Source organism: Pseudomonas sp. GW821-FHT10B02, assembly GCF_059415665.1.
In genome coordinates this window covers 274,793-296,204 of the sequence record NZ_JBWKNR010000001.1, presented here as the reverse complement: position 1 = coordinate 296,204, position 21,412 = coordinate 274,793, and the positions used below count along the sequence as shown (strand labels likewise).

Sequence of the window (21,412 nt, the reverse complement as noted above, 5' to 3'; positions counted from 1 at the left end):
CATTGGACGAACGATGAACTTCGCAAAACAGCTTGCAGCCGCCCTCCTTGTACTCAGCTCTGTGAACGCCGTGGCAGATGACCGTGGCCTCTATCTGGGCGGCGGCCTGACCAAGGTGGAAACCGACGAGCACCAGCTCAGTGACGACGACAACGCCTACAAGGCCTTTGTCGGCTACCGGCTGAATCCGTACCTGGCAGTGGAAGGCGCCTGGGTAGACCTGGGCAACTTCAGCGGTAAGGACGGCGACTTCGAAGGCCACTCGCTACAGGCCGCCGCCCACTTCGGTATCCCGGTCGGTAAGCGCGTGCGCCTGTTCGCCAGCGCCGGCGTGCATGCCTGGGACGCTGACAACGATATCGCCGGCGACAGCAGCGACCTGGACATGACCTACGGCCTCGGTGTCGAAGTGGACGTGTTCCGTAACATCGGCGTGCGTCTGGAACAGGAAGTGTTGAAGGTTGGCGATATCGATCTGGACCAGACCAGCGCCAGTGCCTACGTGATGTTCTGAGCCCACGCGCCAGTAGTAATTGCCGCCAACCTGCTCTTTACTAGCAACATCCCCGCGTCGTGAGACAGGTATGTTCGCTTTTGCCCAGAGTTACCCCCTGCTGATCGGCATCACCTTGATCGCACTTGATCTGCTGCTCTGGCAGGTGATCGCGGTCAGCCGGCGCCCCTTGCGCATCGGCCTGCGGCTGGGGGTGTTCCTGCTGTTCACCTGGGTGCTGATCAGCGCCGGGGTCAGCCCCCTACAAGCCGCACCCTGGGTCGAGGATGTACCGCGCAATTTGCTCGCGACGGTGCTGGGGATCGGTTGGTGGCTGTTCGCGGCGCGGACCGTTACGGTGGTGATCGGGGTCATTCTGGGCTCACGTAGCGGCCATACCGGACGACTGTTGCAGGATGTGCTGGGTGCAGTGATCTTCCTGGTCGCGGTTGTTGCCGCCGCCGCGTATGTACTGCAGCTGCCGGTCAAAGGCCTGCTGGCGACGTCCGGGGTGATGGCAATCGTTATCGGTCTGGCACTGCAGAGCACGCTCAGCGATGTGTTCTCCGGCATCGTCCTCAACACCACCCGTCCCTATCAGGTCGGTGACTCGATCAGCATCGACGGCACCGAAGGCAAAGTCATCGACATCGACTGGCGCGCCACCCGCCTGCTCACCAGCAACGGCAGCATGGCGGTGATCCCCAACTCGGTCGCGGCCAAAGCCAAGCTGCTCAATTTCAGCCAGCCCAACGATATACATGGGGTCTCCATCAGCGTCGTGGTGCCTGCCAAGGTGCGCCCGCGGCGAGTACTTGATGCCCTGGAGAAAACCTTGCAGGGCACACGCACGCTGCTCGCCACACCGCCGCCCAAGGCAACGATCAAGAGTTCGACCCTGGAGTCGGTGGAGTACGAAGCAAGTGGTTTCGTCAGTTCCATGAACCAGAAAGTTGAAGTGCGCAACCATATGTTCGACCTTGCTCACCGCCACCTGGAAGCGGCGGGTGTGGTCTGGAACAGCGACACCCTGACGCCGAAAACCTGGAGTCGACAACGTGCATTGCTTGAGGATGTGCGGATCTTCCGCTCACTGAGCAGCGAGGAAAAAGACAGTCTCAGCCAGCGTATGACTGCGGTGGAATACCTGGCCGATCAGGTGATCCTCGGGGTTGGCGACAGCTCGGATTACCTGTTGGTGATCGGCACAGGCGTGGTGTCTGCGGGCATTCGCGATGGCGACAAGCTGATCGAGGCCGGACGCATGGGGCCAGGTGAGGTACTGGGCCTGGAAGGCCTGCTGGAAACGGACGATTCCACCGCCGAATTCCGTACCCTGACCAGCTGCATCCTCTACCGTATCGACAAGGCTGACGTGCGCAGTTGCCTGGAGCAACGCGGTGAGGTCAAGACGGCGTTGATCAAGCTGCAACGCATTCGCCAGCAAACCCGGCAGTCGCTACTGGAGCAGAAACCGGCAGCCATCAAGAAAGGCGGCTTTCTCAGCTGGCTGCACAAGTAGCGGTTACAGCACCACGCGCAAGCATTGCCCGGCGTGATACAGCGAGAACCCGGTTTCGTAGAAGCCGGTGCGTAGCGCCGGGGCCGATACCGGTTTCATCGGCGAGAACGGAATCGGCAAGGCATCCGGGTTGTCCTGCAGCAGGAACCGGGCGAAGGCTTTGCCGATCACCGTGCCGGTGGTGTTGCCTCGGCCATTGTAGCCAGTCACCGCCACCAGGCCCGGGGCCGGTTCGAACAGGCGCATCAGGTGATCGGGGGTGAAGTCGATGCAGCCGGTCCAGTGCATCTGCCACTCGACCTTGCCCAACTGCGGGAAGTAGTGATTCTGGATGCGGTCGGCCCAGCTGCGAATGAACCAGCTCGGCTTGTTGTCAACCCGCCCCAGGCTGCCGAGCAGCAGGCGGCCTTCATCGTCGCGACGAATGCTGCTCAGCACCGTGCGGGTATCCCAGGAGCCCTGGCCATGCTTGAGCACGTTGTCGGCGGCCTCGCCTTGCAGCGGCACGGAGGCGACCTGGTAGTAGTAACCACGGAAGAAGTGCTTCTGCAGGGTCGTCCAGTCGCCTTCGGTGTAGGCGCCGGTCGAGATCACCACCTTGTCGGCACTGACCGAGCCCTGGCCGGTCTTGACCCGCCAGCCACGACCTTCGCGCTCCAGCCCTTCGACTGCCGACTGCTGGAAGATCTGCCCGCCCAGACGGGTGACAGCCGCAGCCAGGCCCTGGGTGTAAGCCATGGGGTTGATGGTGCCGGCGCGGCGATCGAGCAGCGCGGCGGAAATCTTGTCGGTACCGCAGTACTCCTCGCAGCGTGCTCCGGTGAGCAGCTCGACGTCGGCACCGCGACGGCTCCACTGCTGGTGACGCGCTTCGAGGTCGGCAACGCCGCTGGCGTTATGCGCCATGTGCAGGGTGCCGCTGTTGTGTGCCTGGCAATCGATGCCCAGGCGTTTGATGGTGGCGAAGACTTCAGCAGGGGCTTCACCCAGCACCTTGTTCAGGCGGCTGCCTTGCTCATGGCCAAGGGTGGCTTCGACATCGTCGGGACGAATCCAGGTACCGGCGTTGACCAGACCGACGTTGCGCCCGGAACCGCCGTGACCGATTTTCCAGGCCTCCAGCACAACCACCGACTTGCCCGCCTCCAGCAGGTGCAGCGCGGCGCTAAGGCCGGTGATACCACCGCCAATGACGCAGACGTCGGCCTTGAGTTCGCTGGCCAGTTTATCGACCGGCGTCGCGAGCCTGGTTACGTGTTCCCACAGACATTGTTGGCGCAGCTCTGACATGGCCGGCTTCCTTGATTGTTCTTGTTCGGTAGAGCGCCTATCGCCGGCAACGCCGGCTCCCACAGGGTTCTGCATACAGCAGGGATCTCTGTGGGAGCTGGCATTGCCAGCGATGAAGCCAACGCGGTGTTCAGTCGAACACAATCCCCTGAGCCAATGGCAGCTCACGCGAATAGTTCACCGTGTTGGTCTGCCGACGCATATAGGCTTTCCACGAATCGGAGCCCGACTCACGGCCACCACCGGTTTCTTTCTCGCCACCAAAGGCACCGCCAATTTCTGCACCGCTGGTACCGATGTTGACGTTGGCGATACCACAGTCGCTGCCCGCCGCACTCTGGAAGCGCTCGGCTTCACGCAGGTCGGTGGTGAAGATGCACGAGGACAGGCCTTGTGGCACTTCGTTGTTCAGGCGCAGGGCCTCGTCGAAGTCGTCATAGGCCAGCACGTAAAGGATCGGCGCGAAGGTCTCGTGACGCACTACGGCGATTTGCGCCGGCATCTCTGCGATGGCTGGCGACACGTAGTAGGCGTTCGGGTACTGCGCCTGCAACTGGCGCTCGCCACCGAACACCTGGCCGCCTTCGTCGCGGGCACGGGCCAGGGCGTCCTGCATGGCGCTGAAGGATTGTTTGTCGATCAGCGGACCGACCAGGTTGTCTTTGCGTGGATCGCCGATACGCACTTTGGCGTAAGCGGCTTTGACCCGCGCCACCACTTCGTCCTTGATCGAACGATGGACGATCAGGCGGCGCAGGGTGGTGCAACGCTGACCGGCAGTACCGACGGCGCTGAACAGGATGCCGCGCACGGCCAGGTCCAGATCGGCGCTCGGCGCCAGGATCATGGCATTGTTGCCACCCAGTTCGAGGATGCTGCGACCAAAGCGTGCGGCAACCCGCGGACCGACTTCACGACCCATGCGGGTGCTGCCGGTGGCACTGACCAGCGGCACGCGCGGGTCATCGACCAGCGCTTCACCGGCTTCACGATCGCCGATGATCAGCTGGCTCAGGCCTTCTGGCGCATCACCAAAGGCTTTCAGGGCTTTCTCGAACAGCGCCTGGCAGGCCAGCGCGGTGAGCGGAGTCTTCTCCGAAGGTTTCCAGACCACAGCGTTGCCGCAGACCAGCGCCAGCGAGGTGTTCCAGGCCCAGACCGCAACCGGGAAGTTGAAGGCGCTGATGACCCCGACCACACCCAGCGGGTGCCAGGTTTCACGCATGTGGTGGCCAGGACGCTCGGAGGCGATGGTCAGGCCGTACAGCTGGCGCGACAGGCCAACGGCGAAGTCGCAGATGTCGATCATTTCCTGCACTTCACCCAGGCCTTCCTGGGTGATCTTGCCGGCTTCGACGGAAACCAGTTCGCCCAGCGCCGCCTTGTTTTCCCGCAGGACTTCGCCAAACAGGCGAATCAACTCACCGCGACGCGGCGCCGGCACGTTGCGCCAGGCCTGGAAGGCCTGCTCGGCCTTGTCGATCTTGGCCACGACCTGGGCTTTGCTTTCCAGGTGCACCGAGGCAATCGCGCTGCCATCGATAGGGGTGTGAACGGGATGGTTGCCGTGGGTGTAGGCACTGGCCGGGACACCGAGGCGGTCAAGCAGTCCATCAACCATTTTCTTCTCCTGCATGCGATGAGTGGTTGAATTAGTGATCGGGATCAGTATTAATCCGATCACTCTGGCGCAACAAACGACCTTTATTCTGCATATCATTCCGCCAGGTAATGATCTACCCGCTGCTGAGGCCGCTATGTCCAAACGTCTGGTGCCATCGATGGCCGCCCTGCAGTGCTTTGAGGCTGCTGCCCGGCACCTGAGCTTCACCCGCGCCGCCGAAGAACTGCACCTGACCCAGAGCGCGGTGAGCAAACAGGTCGCGCAGCTTGAGGAGATGCTCCGCCATCACCTGTTCCTGCGCATCCGCCGGCGTCTGCAACTGACACCCGCCGGCGCGCTTTACCTGGCTGAGGTCAACAAGATCCTCACCCAGGTCGACATGTCCAGCCGCTACATCCTCTCTTATGGCGAGCAGACCGAAGTATTGAAGGTAGCCACTCAACCGAGCTTTGGCGTGCGCTGGTTGATTCCGCACCTCAAAGGCTTCGGTAAACGCCACCCCAACATCCACCTGGATATCCGCAATGAGATGGAGCCTTTCGCCTTGCTGCAGGGCAAGGCCGACGTGGTGTTTTTCTACGGTCAGGGCACCTGGCCCGGTGCGACCTGTATAGAACTATTCGGTGAAGAGGTGGTGCCGGTCTGCGCAGCGGAATTGTTGCAGGGCCGCACCTTGAACGACGCCAGCGAACTGGCCGAGCTGGTACTGCTGCAAAGCACCTCGCGCCCGGAAGCCTGGCATGAGTGGTTCCTCGAACAAGGCCTGCATTCGGCCCATAGCTACCACGGGCCGCGCTTCGACACCTTCTATATGAGCCTCAGTGCCGCCCAATCCGGTTGCGGCGTAGCCCTGGTACCACGTTACCTGGTAGCGCAGGAGCTGGCCGAAGGCAAACTCATCGTGCCCTGGCAACACAGCATGCGCAGCAATGGCGCGCATTTTCTGGCGTTTGCCGAGCACGCGGCAGAAGTGCCCAAGGTACGGGCGCTGGTCGACTGGATCGCCGCCGAGCTGGCGTCGGAAGATCAAGAATCCACGGAATGACAGATCGACTTTTTTTCGCTTGCGGGAGTACTGCATTCCTCGCTTTCATGTAGGGGTGCCCACCTCACCAGGAAGCTTTCGATGCCCGCTCAAGATTTCGTCAGCCCGGACAGCATTCGCGCGCAGTTCTCCGCCGCCATGTCGCTCATGTACAAACAGGAAGTGCCGCTGTACGGCACCCTGCTGTCGCTGGTGAGCGAAATCAACCAGCAGGTCATGGCCGAGCAGCCAGAGGTGGCCCAGGCCCTGCGCTGGACCGGCGAAATCGAACGCCTGGACCAGGAGCGCCATGGCGCCATCCGCGTCGGTACTGCCGAAGAGCTGGCGACCATCGCCCGCCTGTTTGCGGTGATGGGCATGCAACCGGTGGGTTATTACGACCTCAGCTCGGCCGGCGTACCGGTGCATTCCACCGCTTTTCGCGCCGTTCACGAACAATCGCTGCATATCAGCCCGTTCCGGGTTTTCACTTCGCTGTTGCGCCTGGAGCTGATCGACAACCCGGCTTTGCGCGAGTTAGCCCGGCAGATCCTCGCCAAGCGGCAGATCTTCACCCCGCGCGCTCTAGAGCTGATCCAGCAGTTCGAACGTGATGGCGGCCTGAATACTGATGATGCCCGCATTTTTGTTGACGAGGCCCTGCACACCTTCCGCTGGCACCACGATGCCACCGTGACTGCCGAGCAGTATCAACAGTTGCATGATCAACACCGTCTGATCGCCGATGTCGTGGCCTTCAAAGGCCCGCACATCAACCATCTGACGCCACGCACCCTGGACATCGATGCGATCCAGCTGGGCATGCCGGCCAAAGGCATTCCGCCCAAGGCGGTGATCGAAGGCCCGCCACCACGGCGCTACCCGATCCTGCTGCGTCAGACCAGCTTCAAAGCCCTGCAGGAAAAGGTCGCGTTCAGTGATCAGCAAGGTGCTGCGGGTGGCAGTCACACGGCACGCTTTGGCGAGATCGAGCAGCGTGGTGCGGCGCTGACCCCCAAAGGGCGCCAGCTGTATGACCAACTGCTCGATGCTGCCCGCGACTCATTGGGCGGCGTACCGGCAGAAGCCAATGCCGAACGCTACATGCAGTTGCTCAAAGACAGCTTCCAGGCATTCCCGGATGACCTCGCGCAGATGCGTGAGCAGGGCCTGGCGTACTTCCGCTATTTCCCCACCGAACGCGGCCTGGCTGCACGGGGCGACGCGGGGCGCCCAACCTCGCTGGATGGCCTGATCGATGCCGGTCATGTGCATTTCGAAGCATTGGTGTATGAAGACTTCCTGCCGGTCAGTGCGGCGGGGATCTTCCAGTCCAACCTGGGGGATGAGGCGCAGAGCGAGTACGGCAGCAATGCCAACCGCGATGCCTTTGAACAGGCGCTGGGCAAGCCGGTGCAGGATGAGCTGGCGCTGTATGCGCAGAGTCAGCAGCGGTCGTTGCAGGCCTGTGCCAGGGCACTGGATTTGCCGGGGCTGTAAGGGCCTCTTCGCGGGGCAAGCCCGCTCCCACCGAGGTTGCAATGATCCCGGTGGGAGCGGGCTTGCCCCGCGATAGCTACCTGAGGACCTCCACCTTCGGCAGGTCCATAGCATCGGCCTCACCCTGCAGAAAATCACTCAAGCGCCGCAACCGCTCCCCCCCCGGGCGGGTTTTCGGCCACACCAGGTAATAGTCCAGGCCACTGGCCACCGCTGTCGGCCAAGGCAGGCTCAAACGCCCCTGGGCCACATCCTCGGCCACCATCAGCAAATCGCCCATCGACACCCCGTAACCCCGCGCGGCAGCGATCATCCCCAGCTCCAGGGTATCGAACACCTGACCGCCCTTGAGCGAGACCTTGTCCGTCAACCCCATGCGCGCCAGCCAACTGCGCCAGTCACGCTTGTCAGGTGTCGGGTGCAACAGCTCGATAGCGGCCAGGCGTTTTGCGTCCCAAGGCCCTTCAGCCAGCAGCTCGGGGGCCCCCACCGGGATCAGCAGCTCGGAAAACAGCCGCGCCACTTCCCAGTCCGGCGGAAAGCGCCCATCGCCAAGCAGTACCGCGCAATCAAAAGGCTCATGGTTGAAATCGACATGATCGACATCCATCCAGGCGCTGGTCAGTTGCACCTCATTGCCCGGCTGCAGATGACGAAAGCGACTGAGGCGCGCCAGCAACCAGCGCATGGTCAGCGTCGAGGGCGCTTTCATGCGCAGGATGTCGTCCTCGCTGCGCAGCGTATTACAGGCGCGCTCCAGTGCCGCGAAGCCTTCACGCACGCCCGGCAGCAACAGCCGCGCCGCTTCGCTCAGTTGCAGGCTGCGGCCATTGCGCACGAACAAACGGCAGGCGAAATGCTCTTCCAGCGTGCGGATATGACGGCTGACTGCGCTTTGGGTGATCGATAACTCATCCCCGGCGCGGGTGAAGGAGCTGTGTCGGGCAGCCGCCTCAAAGGCCCGCAAGGCATACAACGGCGGTAAACGACGGGGCATGGACGAATCCTCCGCATAAGCCCTGGGTAATCCACAGGATCATACTTGCATGAGTTTTAATCATGCCACTGATCGTTTTTATCCTTTTGCGAATAACCGTATAAAGGATGAGAATTTCCCGCTTTCCCACAGCAATGCTAGAAAAGGACGATTCAATGCAGGCCGCACCCACTCATGAACTCAAGGCCCTGTTGCGCCTGGCCGGTCCGCTGATCGCCTCGCAACTGGCGCACATGCTGATGGTGCTGACCGACACCCTGATGATGGCCCGCATCAGCCCGCAGGCCCTGGCTGGCGGTGGTCTGGGCGCGGCAAGCTACTCGTTCGTGTCGATTTTCTGTCTGGGCGTTATCGCGGCCGTCGGTACCTTGGTGGCCATTCGCAAGGGTGCCGGTGACACCGTCGGTGCCACCCGCCTGACCCAGGCCGGGCTGTGGCTGGCCTGGGCCATGGCCCTGGTGGCGGCGCTGGCGCTGTGGAACCTGGAACCGGTGCTGTTGCTCCTCGGCCAGAGCCCTGACAACGTCGAAGCGGCCGCCCAGTTCCTGCTGTTGCTGCCCTTCGCCCTGCCCGGCTACCTGAGCTTCATGGCCCTGCGCGGCTTTACCAGCGCCATCGGTCGCTCGACGCCGGTGATGGTCATCAGCCTGGTCGGCACCGTGGCCAACTTTCTGCTCAACTATGCGTTGATCGAGGGCATGTTCGGCCTGCCGAAACTGGGACTGGTGGGTATCGGTCTGGTCACCGCCATCGTGGCCAACTGCATGGCCGTGGCCATGGCCCTGTATATCCGCTGGCACCCGGCTTATGCGCCCTACCCGATTGCCAAGGGCCTGAGCCGTCCGTCCTGGCCTGCCTTGCGCGAATTGTGGCGCCTGGGTCTGCCGATCGGCGGCACCTACACCGTAGAAGTCGGCCTGTTCGCCTTCGCCGCGCTGTGCATGGGTGTGCTCGGTAGCACCGAGCTTGCGGCGCACCAGATCGCCCTGCAGATCGTCTCCACGGCGTTCATGATTCCAGCGGGCCTGTCGTATGCCGTGACCATGCGTGTGGGGCTGTATTACGGTGCCGGTAACCTGCTTGGCGCACGCCACGCCGGCCGCGTCGGGATCGGTTTTGGCGCGGCGATGATGCTGATGTTTGCCATCCTGTTCTGGCTGCTGCCGGACCCGCTGGTAGGGCTGTTCCTCGACCACGATGACCCGGCCTTTGCCGACATCATCCAGCTGGCGGTGAGCCTGTTGATGGTCGCGGCGTGGTTCGAGCTGTTTGACGGCGTGCAGACCATCGCCATGGGCTCGATCCGCGGGCTCAAGGACGCCAAGACCACCTTCCTGGTCGGGCTGTTCTGCTACTGGGTGATCGGCGCCCCGGCGGCCTGGCTGCTGGCCTTCACCTTGGGCATGGGCGCGGTTGGCGTCTGGTGGGGTCTGGCACTGGGCCTGGCGTGTGCGGCGGTGACCCTGACGCTGGCGTTCGAGTGGCGGATGAAGCGGATGTTGGGGCGTTCTAACGGCGTGAACGACGCAGCAGCTTCAGTGAGTTGAAAGTCCTCATCGCCGGCAAGGCCGGCTCCGACAATGACAAGATGATAGAGATCCTTGTGGGAGCTGGCCTTGCCAGCGATGGGGTGCGCAGCAGCCCCGGGCCTACAACGCCACCGACCGCTGCGCCGACCCGCTCTGCAAAAACACTATCAACTCATCAACCGGCAACGGCCGACTGATCAGGAAACCCTGTACCTGATCACAGTTGAAGCTGCGCAGCAGGTCCATCTGCTCCGGGGTTTCCACCCCTTCGGCCACCACCTCCAGGTTGAGGTTGTGCGCCAGGTTGATCATGGCATGGACCAGTTTGCGATTCTCTTCCCGCTTTTCCATACCACCGACAAAGCTGCGATCGACCTTGAGCAAGGTGATCGGCAGGCTGTTGAGGTGGACGAAGGAGGAAAAGCCGGTACCGAAGTCATCGAGGGAAAACCGCACCCCCAGGCGACCCAGGGCGTCCATGGTCTTCTCGACCAGATCGTTACGGCGCATCACCGCGGTTTCGGTGAGTTCGAACTCCAGCCAGCGGGCATCGACGCCATGCTCGATGATCAAGCGACTCAAGGTGGCCAGCAGCTGGCTGTCCTGAAACTGGCGGAACGACAGGTTCACCGCCATGTGCAGCGGCGCCAGGCCCTGTTCACGCAGCGCCTGCATGTCGCGCAAGGCGCGGGAAATCACCCAGTAGCCCAACGGCACGATCAGCCCGCTCTGCTCGGCCAGCGGCACGAACTCGCTGGGCGGCAGCAAACCGCGCTCGGCGTGACGCCAGCGCACCAGCGCCTCCAGGCCGACAATACGCCCGTCGGCCATGTCCAAGCGTGGCTGGTAGTGCAACTCCAGCTCGTCGCGACGCAAGGCGCGGCGCAACTCGCTTTCCAGATCGGCGAGGCTGCGCGCGTTGCGGTTGATGCGTTCGTTGAAGACATGAAAGGTGCAGCCCTGAGTGCCCTTGGCCTGTTGCATGGCAATGTGCGCATGCCACATCAGCGGGTCCGCACCGCCTTGGGCACGGGCATGGGCGACCCCCAGGCTGCAGCCGATCAACAGGCTCTCGCCGTCGACCCAGTAGGGTTCGGCCAGGGCCTCGGTAATACGTTCAGCCATCCATTCAGCGCGTTGTGGCTCGCGGCGCGTGTCGATCAGCAGCGCGAATTCGTCGCTGCCCAGGCGGGCCACCTGGTCGCCGGCCTCAAGCTGGCTTTTCAGGCGCCCGACCACCTGCAGGATCAGCCGGTCACCGGCCTGATGGCCAAGCGCATCGTTGGCCCGGCGAAAGTTGTCCAGGTCCAGGTGACCGAGGGCCACCCCACGCCCGTCGTTGTCGGCCAGGCGTGCGGCCAGCAGGGTCTGAAAGCCCTGGCGGTTGGCGATACCGGTCAGCGGATCCTGTTCGGCCAGGCGCAGCAGGGTGGCCTCCAGCACACCGCGCTCGCGCACATGGCGCAGGCTGCGGCGCAAGGTATCGGGGCCGAGCTGGTCAAGTACCAGCCAGTCGCTGACACCCGGCGGTGGCACCTGCGGTTCATGCTCAAGCAGCAACACCATCGGCAAGATGCAGCGGCCGGGCGCCGGCTGCAGTTGCGGGGTGGCCAGCACCAGGGCATTACGGTCATTGGCAAACAGGCTGTCGACTGCGTCCCAGTTCGGTGCGGTCAACAGCACCGCACTGCCCGCCAGCGGCGTCAGGCAATCACGCAAGGCGGCGGCCCATTCAGGCTCGTCAGCCAGCAAGAGCAAACGCAAGGGTTCGACAGGCGTAGACAAGCTGGCTCCTTAGGACGTGGACACAGTCATATGACAATGGGCAGCGAGAGGCTCATCCTAAACCATTAGTGAAAATGATTTTCACTTAACATCGAGCCATTCCATTGCCGACATCCCGCAGGTTTCGCCACGCATCCTGCGGGAAAGTAACAAAAGCGGCAAATTTAGATCGCGTGGTACGTCACACTGTCAGACGGTCGCGGCAGAATCTCTCCACCCCTGCTAAAATGCGCGGCTATTTTTCTAGCGACCCCGGTTTTCGTCATGTCCCGACTCAATCCCCGGCAACAAGAAGCCGTGAACTACGTCGGCGGCCCTCTTTTGGTGCTCGCCGGTGCCGGTTCCGGCAAGACCAGCGTGATCACCCGCAAAATCGCGCACCTGATCCAGAATTGCGGCATCCGTGCGCAGTACATCGTGGCCATGACCTTCACCAACAAGGCCGCGCGGGAAATGAAAGAGCGGGTCGGCACCCTGTTGCGCAAAGGCGAGGGGCGCGGCCTGACCGTGTCGACCTTCCACAACCTGGGCCTGAACATCATCCGCAAGGAACATCAGCGACTGGGCTACAAGCCGGGTTTCTCGATCTTCGACGAGACCGACGTCAAAGCGCTGATGACCGACATCATGCAGAAGGAATACTCGGGCGACGACGGTGTCGACGAGATCAAGAACATGATCGGCGCCTGGAAAAACGACCTGATCCTGCCGCCCGAGGCCCTGGAAAAGGCGCGCAATCCCAAGGAACAGACCGCTGCTATCGTCTACGCCCACTACCAGCGCACGCTCAAGGCGTTCAACGCGGTGGACTTCGACGACCTGATCCTGCTGCCGGTGAAGCTGTTCGAGGAACACGCCGACATCCTGGAAAAATGGCAGAACAAGGTGCGCTACCTGCTGGTGGACGAATATCAGGACACCAACGCTAGCCAGTATTTGCTGGTGAAAATGCTGATCGGCACGCGCAACCAGTTCACCGTGGTCGGTGACGACGACCAGTCGATCTACGCCTGGCGTGGCGCGCGCCCGGAAAACCTGATGTTGCTCAAAGAGGATTACCCGTCGCTGAAGGTGGTGATGCTCGAGCAGAACTACCGCTCCACCAGCCGCATCCTGCGCTGCGCCAACGTGCTGATCTCGAACAACCCGCATGCGTTCGAGAAGCAGCTGTGGAGTGAGATGGGCCACGGTGACGAAATCCGTGTGATCCGCTGCAAGAACGAGGAATCCGAGGCCGAACGGGTGGCCATGGAAATCCTCAGCCTGCACCTGCGCACCGACCGCCCTTACAGCGACTTCGCCATCCTCTACCGCGGCAACTACCAGGCCAAGCTGATCGAACTGAAGCTGCAGCACCATCAGGTGCCGTACCGTCTGTCCGGCGGTAACAGCTTCTTCGGACGCCAGGAAGTAAAAGACCTGATGGCCTACTTCCGCTTGCTGGTAAACCCGGACGACGATAACGCTTACCTGCGGGTGATCAACGTACCGCGCCGGGAAATCGGCTCGACCACCCTGGAAAAGCTCGGCAACTACGCGACCGAACGCAAGATCTCGATGTACGCCGCCAGCGAGGAGCTGGGCCTGGGCGAGCATCTGGACAGCCGCTTCACCGACCGTCTGCAGCGCTTCAAGCGCTGGATGGACAAGGTCCGCGAGCAGGTTGCCCTGGAAGATCCGATTGCCGCCCTGCGTGGCATGGTCACCGACATCGACTACGAGAACTGGATTCGCACCAACAGCTCCAGCGACAAGGCCGCGGACTTTCGCATGGGTAACGTCTGGTTCCTGATCGAGGCGTTGAAAAACACCCTGGAGAAGGACGAAGACGGTGAGATGACCATCGAGGAAGCCATCGGCAAGCTGGTCCTGCGTGACATGCTCGAACGTCAGCAGGAGGAAGAAGACGGTGCCGAGGGCGTGCAGATGATGACCCTGCATGCCTCCAAGGGCCTGGAATTCCCCTACGTGTTCATCATGGGCATGGAGGAAGAGATTCTTCCGCACCGTTCCAGCATCGAAGCCGACACCATCGAAGAAGAACGGCGTCTGGCCTACGTGGGCATTACCCGCGCGCGCCAGACCCTGGCCTTCACCTTTGCGGCCAAACGCAAGCAGTACGGCGAGATCATCGATTGTGCGCCGAGCCGCTTCCTTGACGAGCTGCCCGACGATGACCTGGCCTGGGAAGGCCTGGACGATGCGCCCACCGAAGTGAAGGCGGCGCGCGGCAATAATGCACTGGCCGATATCCGCGCCATGCTGAAACGTTAGATAATCAACCTTTGCTGCGGCGCACTGCCGTAGCCACTCTTGCTACATCGAGGAAATACCACAGTGGAAGCACTGCACCAGAAGATTCGCGAAGAAGGCATCGTGCTTTCCGATCAGGTTCTCAAAGTCGATGCGTTTCTCAACCATCAGATCGACCCTGCGCTGATGCAACTGATTGGCGACGAGTTCGCCCGGCTGTACGCCGACTCCGGCGTCACCAAGATCGTCACCATCGAAGCCTCGGGTATCGCCCCGGCAGTGATGACCGGCCTGAAGCTGGGTGTCCCGGTGATTTTCGCGCGCAAGCACCAGTCGCTGACCCTGACCGAGAACCTGCTGACCGCCTCGGTGTACTCCTTCACCAAGCAGACCGAAAACACCGTGGCGATCTCCCCGCGCCATCTGAACAGCAGCGACCGCGTGCTGGTGATCGACGACTTCCTGGCCAATGGCAAAGCCTCCCAGGCGCTGATCTCGATCATCAAGCAAGCGGGCGCCACCGTTGCCGGCCTGGGTATCGTCATCGAGAAGTCGTTCCAGGGCGGCCGTGCCGAGCTGGACAGCCAGGGCTACCGCGTTGAATCGCTGGCTCGGGTCAAGTCGCTGAAAGATGGCGTGGTTACTTTCATCGAGTAATTCGCGTTGATCCAATCGCCGGCAAGGCCGGCTCCCACAGGGAACTGGGTTGATCCTGGACTATTGTGGGAGCCGGCCTTGCCGGCGAATGGCCCTCAAGCGACCGCTGTAGCCTGCAACCCCGCCAGCAACAACCGCTGATACAGCTCCTCTTTCAGCCCCTGCGGCTGCGCCAGCCCCATCCGCGCCAGCTGTTGTGGGTAAGCCTCAGGCGCCGGAGCGTCGAGTGCTGCCCTGCCCAGCTCCAAAACCTCGCTCAACTTGAACTTGCTCTTGAGCCAGTTCAACGCCCGCAACAAATCGCGCTCTTCATCGGTGAAATCACTGCCCAGCGGATACTCGGGAAACAACCGTGCATGGGCGTTACGCAACTGCTGCAGCCGTTGCGGCGTGTTGTTGGTAAAACGCGCCTCCAGCTGAAATCCGGACGGTAGTTTTCCAGCTTTCTGCGCTTGCTCGATCAGCCCGGGCTGAAAACGCGAATCACAGACCGCCAGCAATCGTTGAATCGTCTCGGCATCGGTTTGCCCGCGTAAATCGGCAATGCCGTACTCGGTGACGACCACATCACGCAGGTGCCGGGGAATGGTGCAATGGCCGTAGTTCCAGACCAGGTTGGAACTGACCTCGCCGCCTGATTCGCGCCAGCTACGCAGCAACAGAATCGAGCGCGCGCCCTCCAGCGCATGCCCCTGGGCAACAAAGTTGTATTGCCCGCCGACACCGCTGAGCACCCGCCCATCTTCCAGCTGATCAGCAACCCCGGCGCCCATCAGGGTCATGGTGAACACCGTGTTGATGAAGCGCGCATCGAGGCGTTGCGAGCGCTTGAGCGACTCCTCACCGTACAGTTCGTTGATGTAGCTGATTGCGCGCATATCAATGCATTTGCGGGTTTCCAGCGGCATATCACGCAAGCGCTGGTAGAACGCCTGGGGCCCGAGGAAGAAGCCACCATGCACCAACACGCCGCCATCGACCGGGCGCCGGATGATGCCCGCCTCCAACAGCGCCAACAGGCCGTTGACGAACATCTCACTGCAGCCATACAGCCCGTGGGTAAAGGGCTCGGTGCCACCTTCGCGGGCAATCAGTTGCTGCCATGGCTGAAGATCCATGTCTGCGAGTAACGCCTGGTAGGCTTCACTTTCAGCTTGTCGGGCCAGGAGCGCAGCAGTCAGGGCATCGCCCATGGCACCAATGCCGATCTGCAAAGTGCCGCCATCGCGCACCAGGGTGCTGGCGTGTAAACCAATGAAGTGATCCTGGGTGGTGACCGGCATGTTCGGCGTCGAGAACAGGCGTCGGTGCTCGACGGTATCGATCAACAAGTCGAACTCTTGCCGAGGCAATTCAGAAGCACCGGGCATGTAGGGCAGCTCGGCATGTACCTGACCCAACAGCAGGATGGTTTCCCCTGCCACGCGCCGACGCTCGATCATCGGCAACAGGTCGAGGGTGATGTCCGGGTTGCAACTCAAACTCAGGTGATCCGGGTGTTGCGGATCTTCAGCCACCAGCTGGGCCACCAGGTTCAGGCCTTTGGCGTTGATGTCCCGCGCGGCGTGGCTGTAGTTGCTGCTGACGTAATCCTGCTGGGCCGTAGCACTGTGCAGCAGACTGCCGGGCTGCATGAAGAACTGCTCGACGCGAATGTTCGCCGGTAATCGGTCCTTGCGCAGGTCACTTAGGTATTCGAGCTCTTCATAGTCGGCGAACACGCGCTCGATAAAGGGTTCGAGAAAGCGCCGTTGCAGACCATCGCCCAGATCGGGCCTGCCCAGGCTCAAAGCGGTATAGATCGTCAGGCGCCGTTCCGGTAACTGGCGGATGCGCGCATACAACGCGTTGACGAAGGCATTGGGCTTGCCCAAGCCCAGTGGCAGGCCCATGTGAATGTGCGCCGGCAAACGCGCCAGCACTTCGTCTACGGCCTTTTCGATCGAGCAGCTTTGCGCCATCTGCGCCTCCCGGTCATCCTTGCAGGTTCGACCGAGCATGGCCCGAGATTGCTCCGCAGGCCAGCGCTAAAAACGACAAAGCCCGCACACGGCGGGCTTTGTTGGCGAAGCGCAGGCTTACAGGCCGGACATCTTCTTGATGGCGCCCATCAGGTCGTCATCCGAGCAGTCGGCGCAGGTGCCTTTAGGCGGCATGGCGTTGATACCAGTGATGGCCTTGGCCAGGATGCCGTCCAGACCACCCTGGTGGTCGGCACGCTCTTTCCAGGCCGGGGTGTCGCCGATCTTCGGCGCGCCGAGCAGTCCACTGCCGTGGCAAGCATTGCAGTGCTTGGCGATGATTTCATCCGGGGTCTTGGCACCACCGCCGCCAGCGGAGGCAGCGACTTCCATACCCTTGCATTCCTGACCTTGTACACACACCTGGCCGACCGGTTCCAGTCGCTTGGCGATATCGTCGTTGGTCGCAGCTGTTGCGCTGACTGCCCAAAGGGCCAATACGGCAGCTGGTACGGCCAGCATTTTCTTGATTAGATTCACACGTACACCCTCATGGTGGCTAGTCACGCCCGCGGCCACGGATTCGCAGGCGGCGCAAGTATAACGGGAACCCTGCCATACCGAAACAACCCTAGTGTCCAAAGGGTCTTAGCCGCGACAATCCGCCGCGCTATACGCCTTAGAAGTTGGCCGGGGTCGCCGCACTGATCAGCCGGGCCGGCTCATCGTACGGATTACGGAAACGGTGCGGCTTGGTACTTTCAAAATAGTAGCTGTCGCCCGCTTCGAGGATAAAAGTTTCCAGGCCGACCACCAGTTCCAGGCGACCTTCGAGAAGAATGCCGGTCTCTTCACCATCATGGGTGAGCATTTCTTCGCCAGTATCGGCACCCGGCGGGTAGACCTCATTGAGAAACGCGATCGCCCGGCTCGGGTGCGCCTTGCCGACCAGCTTCATGGTCACCGCACCGTCGGAAATATCGATCAGCTCGTGGGCCTTGTAGACGATCTGCGTGGGGTTTTCCGGCTGCAGTTCTTCAGAGAAGAACTCGACCATGGACATAGGAATACCGCCCAGCACTTTACGCAACGAGCTGATTGAAGGGCTGACGCTGTTCTTCTCGATCATCGAGATCGTGCTGTTGGTGACACCCGCACGTTTGGCGAGTTCACGCTGGGACAGGCCCTTGAGCTTGCGAATGGCTTGCAGTCGTTCACCGACGTCCAATGCTGGAGCCCTCCTAAACGAACGAGTGGGGTCGAAATTGAACGTTATCATCGCAACAGCGTTCAGTATTTACAACACTTCGACCCGCAGCCTGTCCGCTTTCGCGTGTTAATCGCCGCTGTAGTCCAGCGGTACGCGCTTGAGGTTGCAGAAAATCTGGTAGGGGATGTTGCCGGCATGCATGGCCACTTCGCTGGCCAGCACGTTTTTGCCCCACAATTCGACCGGGCTGCCCAGGCCGGCTTCCGGTACGTCGGTAAGGTCGATGCAGAGCATGTCCATCGATACCCGGCCGATCAGCTGGGTGCGCTTGCCGGACACCAGTACCGGGGTGCCGTTTGGCGCCTGGCGTGGATAACCATCGGCATAACCCATGGCCACTACACCGACCCGGGTCGGCCGCGGGCTGACGAACTTGGCGCCATAGCCCACCGGCTCGCCGGCCGGCAGCTCACGCACGCTGATGACCCGCGATTGCACGGTCATCACCGGCTGCAGCCGGGCGGCCTCTGCCTGTGGCACTTCGAACGGCGTGGCCCCGTACAGCATCAGACCCGGACGCACCCAGTCGCTGGGCATGTTCGGCCAACCGAGCACCGCCGGCGAGTTGCGCAGGCTGACCTCGGCACTCAGGCCCTGACGGGCGCTCTGGAATACCGCGAGCTGCTCGTTGCTGGCTGCGCTGTCGAGTTCATCGGCACGGGCGAAGTGGCTCATCAGCACGATGCGCGCGACCTTGCCGCTGGCCAGCAGACGCTGGTAGGCCGCCTGATAGTCCTTGGCGTGCAGGCCAACTCGGTGCATGCCCGAGTCGAGCTTGAGCCACACGGTGATCGGTTTGCTCAACTGCGCCTGCTCGATGGCTTCGAGTTGCCACAACGAATGCACCACGCACCACAGATCATGCTGGACGATCAATGGCAGTTCGCTGGCTTCGAAAAAGCCTTCGAGCAGCAACACCGGTGCCTTGATTCCGGCCGCGCGCAACTCCAGCGCCTCTTCGATGCAAGCCACGGCAAAACCATCGGCTTGCTGCTCAAGCGCCAGGGCGCAACGCACGGCGCCATGACCGTAGGCATCGGCCTTGATCACGGCCAGGGCTTTGGCACCGGTCAGTTCGCGGGCAAGTTGATAGTTGTGACGCAGGGCTTGTAGATCGATAAGGGCACGGGCAGGACGCATGACGGCAGCCTTCTGGGCAGTCTGGTTAGAAGTAAAAAGCCCGGTGCTCAATCGCAGCTGATGGGCCGCCAGCGGCACCGGGTGAGGGATTGCGGTTACGGCAGTGCGGCGACCACCGACAGCTCTACGAGGATTTCCGGCTCGCACAGCTTGGCTTCAACGGTGGCGCGGGCAGGTGCGACGCCTTTCGGCAGCCAGCTGTCCCAGACACTGTTCATGCCCTGGAAGTGGGCATCGATGTCCTTCAGATAGATGGTCACCGAGAGCAAACGGCTCTTGTCGGTGCCCGCCAGATCCAGCAGACGCTCGATGTTGGCCAGGGTTTCACGGGTCTGCTGCTCAATCCCGGCATTCATGTCGTCGCCCACCTGGCCCGCCAGGTAGACGGTGCCATTGTGGGTAACGATCTGACTCATGCGCTCATTGGTGAGCTGGCGCTGGATTGCCATGTTTTGCAGGCTCCTGATGTTTTCCGTAACGAGAGATATCGAGACCTTCGGCACTGATCTGCGGCTTTTTGCGCGCGATCAGGTCGGCCAGCAAGCGACCGGAACCGCAGGCCATGGTCCAGCCCAGTGTACCGTGACCGGTGTTGAGGAACAGGTTGCGGAACGGCGTGGCACCGACGATCGGCGTGCCGTCCGGAGTGGTCGGACGCAGGCCGGTCCAGAAACTGGCCTGGCTGAGGTCGCCGCCACGAGGATAAAGATCGTTGACGATCATCTCCAGGGTTTCGCGCCGACGCGGGTTCAGCGACAGGTCAAAACCGGCGATTTCAGCCATGCCACCAACGCGGATGCGATTGTCGAAACGGGTGATCGCAACCTTGTAGGTCTCGTCGAGAATGGTCGAGGTCGGGGCCATGGCCGGGTCGGTGATCGGCACGGTCAGCGAGTAGCCCTTGAGCGGATAGACCGGGGCCTTGATGCCCAGCGGCTTGAGCAATTGCGGCGAGTAGCTGCCCAGCGCCAGCACGTAGCGGTCGGCGGTTTCCAGCTTGCCGTCGATCCACACGCCGTTGATACGGTCACCGGCGTAGTCCAGGCGCTGAATGTCCTGACCGAAGCGGAATTCGACACCGAGCTTGATGGCCATTTCCGCCAGGCGGGTGGTGAACAGCTGGCAGTCGCCGGTCTGGTCGTTAGGCAGACGCAGGGCGCCGGCGAGAATGTCGGTGACGTTGGCCAGGGCCGGCTCGACGCGGGCGATGCCTTCGCGGTCGAGGACCTCATATGGCACACCGGACTGCTCGAGGACGGCGATGTCCTTGGCGGCGTTGTCCAGTTGCGCCTGGGTGCGGAACAGCTGGGTAGTACCCAGGGTGCGGCCTTCGTAGGCAATGCCGGTTTCGGCACGCAGCTCGTCGAGGCAGTCGCGGCTGTACTCGGACAGACGCACCATGCGCTCTTTGTTCACGGCATAGCGGTTGGCGGTGCAGTTGCGCAACATCTGCGCCATCCACAGGTATTGGTCGATGTCAGCGGTGGCCTTGATCGCCAGAGGTGCATGGCGCTCGAGTAGCCATTTGATGGCCTTGAGCGGCACGCCCGGCGCAGCCCAGGGCGAGGCGTAGCCTGGCGAGACCTGGCCGGCGTTGGCAAAGCTGGTTTCCATGGCGACGGCCGGTTGACGGTCGACCACGACGACTTCAAAACCCTGCCGTGCCAGATAGTAGGCACTGGCGGTTCCGATCACACCGCTACCAAGTACCAGAACTCGCATGTTGATTACCCTCGACGCAGCGTACCGCTGACATTTGTTGTTAATGGCATAGATGCGCGCAGTATAGGAAGGTATGACCAGTGCATTTCACTATATAAAAGCCTATATTTGGCGAGAATTCTCGGCAGAGTACGCTTTTACGGAGGGGCATCCACTATGAGAACCCAGCACCAAAGCAAACGTGAACTGGATAAGATCGACCGCAATATCCTGCGGATCCTGCAGGCAGATGGACGGATCTCGTTTACTGAACTGGGCGAAAAAGTCGGCTTGTCGACGACACCCTGCACCGAACGGGTCCGGCGTCTGGAGCGCGAAGGGATCATCATGGGCTACAACGCCCGGCTCAACCCGCAGCACCTCAAGGGTAGCCTGCTGGTATTCGTCGAAATCAGCCTGGACTACAAGTCGGGCGACACCTTCGAAGAGTTCCGCCGCGCGGTGCTGAAGCTGCCTCACGTACTGGAATGCCACCTGGTTTCGGGCGACTTCGATTACCTGGTCAAGGCACGGATCTCGGAGATGGCCTCGTACCGCAAGCTGCTCGGCGACATCCTGCTGAAGTTGCCGCACGTGCGCGAATCGAAGAGTTACATTGTCATGGAAGAGGTCAAAGAGAGCCTCAGCCTGCCGATTCCGGATTGA

The 21,412-nt window shown here is 61.8% G+C and carries 18 protein-coding genes; 8 read left to right on the top strand and 10 right to left on the bottom strand.

Annotated features, from left to right (window positions below; genetic code table 11):
* The first annotated feature begins 13 nt into the window (after window positions 1–13).
* Both AC07OF_RS01395 and AC07OF_RS01390 read left to right on the top strand, forming a co-directional pair.
* Window positions 14–514, top strand: coding sequence for an outer membrane beta-barrel protein (locus tag AC07OF_RS01395; protein WP_476446236.1), 501 nt, complete (start codon window positions 14–16; stop codon window positions 512–514).
* A gap of 70 nt (window positions 515–584) precedes the next feature.
* Window positions 585–2,015 (top strand): mechanosensitive ion channel domain-containing protein, encoded by a 1,431-nt coding sequence (locus AC07OF_RS01390; protein WP_495072500.1) that lies wholly within the window; start codon window positions 585–587, stop codon window positions 2,013–2,015.
* A gap of 3 nt (window positions 2,016–2,018) precedes the next feature.
* Here the strand turns inward: AC07OF_RS01390 and amaA are convergent, their stop codons facing one another.
* Both amaA and amaB read right to left on the bottom strand, forming a co-directional pair.
* The gene (gene amaA / locus AC07OF_RS01385; RefSeq protein WP_157194661.1) at window positions 2,019–3,305 is read right to left on the bottom strand and encodes an L-pipecolate oxidase; all 1,287 of its coding nucleotides are present in this window, start codon (window positions 3,303–3,305) and stop codon (window positions 2,019–2,021) included.
* A 130-nt stretch (window positions 3,306–3,435) separates the two neighbouring features.
* The gene (gene amaB, locus AC07OF_RS01380) at window positions 3,436–4,926 is read right to left on the bottom strand and encodes an L-piperidine-6-carboxylate dehydrogenase (protein ID WP_495072499.1); all 1,491 of its coding nucleotides are present in this window, start codon (window positions 4,924–4,926) and stop codon (window positions 3,436–3,438) included.
* A 136-nt stretch (window positions 4,927–5,062) separates the two neighbouring features.
* On the opposite strand from amaB, the gene AC07OF_RS01375 reads away from it, so the two are divergent.
* Together AC07OF_RS01375 and hglS are read left to right on the top strand one after the other, a co-directional pair.
* Window positions 5,063–5,974: a LysR family transcriptional regulator gene (locus tag AC07OF_RS01375; RefSeq protein ID WP_038615849.1), complete on the top strand. Its 912-nt coding sequence runs from the start codon at window positions 5,063–5,065 to the stop codon at window positions 5,972–5,974.
* Window positions 5,975–6,055: 81 nt separating this feature from the next.
* Entirely contained in the window at window positions 6,056–7,453 is a 1,398-nt protein-coding gene (gene hglS, locus AC07OF_RS01370) for a 2-oxoadipate dioxygenase/decarboxylase HglS (RefSeq protein ID WP_476446238.1), read from the top strand.
* A 76-nt stretch (window positions 7,454–7,529) separates the two neighbouring features.
* On the opposite strand, the gene AC07OF_RS01365 is transcribed toward hglS, so the two are convergent.
* The gene (locus AC07OF_RS01365) at window positions 7,530–8,450 is read right to left on the bottom strand and encodes a LysR substrate-binding domain-containing protein (protein WP_476446239.1); all 921 of its coding nucleotides are present in this window, start codon (window positions 8,448–8,450) and stop codon (window positions 7,530–7,532) included.
* A gap of 155 nt (window positions 8,451–8,605) precedes the next feature.
* On the opposite strand from AC07OF_RS01365, the gene AC07OF_RS01360 reads away from it, so the two are divergent.
* Window positions 8,606–9,997 carry a NorM family multidrug efflux MATE transporter gene (locus AC07OF_RS01360; protein WP_157194666.1) on the top strand — a complete coding sequence of 464 codons (1,392 nt, stop codon included), beginning with the start codon at window positions 8,606–8,608 and terminating at the stop codon, window positions 9,995–9,997.
* A gap of 102 nt (window positions 9,998–10,099) precedes the next feature.
* Here the strand turns inward: AC07OF_RS01360 and AC07OF_RS01355 are convergent, their stop codons facing one another.
* Window positions 10,100–11,764, bottom strand: coding sequence for a putative bifunctional diguanylate cyclase/phosphodiesterase (locus tag AC07OF_RS01355; RefSeq protein WP_476446240.1), 1,665 nt, complete (start codon window positions 11,762–11,764; stop codon window positions 10,100–10,102).
* A 264-nt stretch (window positions 11,765–12,028) separates the two neighbouring features.
* Between AC07OF_RS01355 and rep the strand changes: the two genes are divergently transcribed.
* Complete coding sequence (rep, locus tag AC07OF_RS01350; RefSeq protein ID WP_038615862.1) at window positions 12,029–14,038, top strand: DNA helicase Rep; 2,010 nt, start codon at window positions 12,029–12,031, stop codon at window positions 14,036–14,038.
* Between the two features lie 63 nt (window positions 14,039–14,101).
* Window positions 14,102–14,674 (top strand): xanthine phosphoribosyltransferase, encoded by a 573-nt coding sequence (locus AC07OF_RS01345; protein WP_038615864.1) that lies wholly within the window; start codon window positions 14,102–14,104, stop codon window positions 14,672–14,674.
* 95 nt (window positions 14,675–14,769) lie between these two features.
* On the opposite strand, the gene AC07OF_RS01340 is transcribed toward AC07OF_RS01345, so the two are convergent.
* The 6 genes from AC07OF_RS01340 to dadA all read right to left on the bottom strand — a co-directional run bounded on the left by AC07OF_RS01340 (window position 14,770) and on the right by dadA (window position 20,767).
* A complete protein-coding gene (locus AC07OF_RS01340) occupies window positions 14,770–16,635 on the bottom strand; it encodes an acetyl-CoA hydrolase/transferase C-terminal domain-containing protein (protein WP_495072559.1) in 1,866 nt (621 codons plus the stop codon).
* A gap of 117 nt (window positions 16,636–16,752) precedes the next feature.
* Window positions 16,753–17,175 (bottom strand): c-type cytochrome, encoded by a 423-nt coding sequence (locus tag AC07OF_RS01335; RefSeq protein ID WP_191830497.1) that lies wholly within the window; start codon window positions 17,173–17,175, stop codon window positions 16,753–16,755.
* A 139-nt stretch (window positions 17,176–17,314) separates the two neighbouring features.
* Entirely contained in the window at window positions 17,315–17,863 is a 549-nt protein-coding gene (locus AC07OF_RS01330) for a cupin domain-containing protein (RefSeq protein WP_028942437.1), read from the bottom strand.
* A gap of 108 nt (window positions 17,864–17,971) precedes the next feature.
* On the bottom strand, window positions 17,972–19,045 hold the full coding sequence (gene alr / locus AC07OF_RS01325; protein ID WP_495072498.1) for an alanine racemase: 1,074 nt from the start codon (window positions 19,043–19,045) through the stop codon (window positions 17,972–17,974).
* 95 nt (window positions 19,046–19,140) lie between these two features.
* Window positions 19,141–19,494: a RidA family protein gene (locus AC07OF_RS01320; protein ID WP_038615873.1), complete on the bottom strand. Its 354-nt coding sequence runs from the start codon at window positions 19,492–19,494 to the stop codon at window positions 19,141–19,143.
* On the bottom strand, window positions 19,466–20,767 hold the full coding sequence (dadA, locus tag AC07OF_RS01315; protein WP_157190518.1) for a D-amino acid dehydrogenase: 1,302 nt from the start codon (window positions 20,765–20,767) through the stop codon (window positions 19,466–19,468). The genes AC07OF_RS01320 and dadA overlap by 29 nt, the downstream gene beginning before the upstream one ends.
* 156 nt (window positions 20,768–20,923) lie before the next feature.
* On the opposite strand from dadA, the gene dadR reads away from it, so the two are divergent.
* The gene (gene dadR, locus AC07OF_RS01310) at window positions 20,924–21,412 is read left to right on the top strand and encodes a transcriptional regulator DadR (protein ID WP_027980766.1); all 489 of its coding nucleotides are present in this window, start codon (window positions 20,924–20,926) and stop codon (window positions 21,410–21,412) included.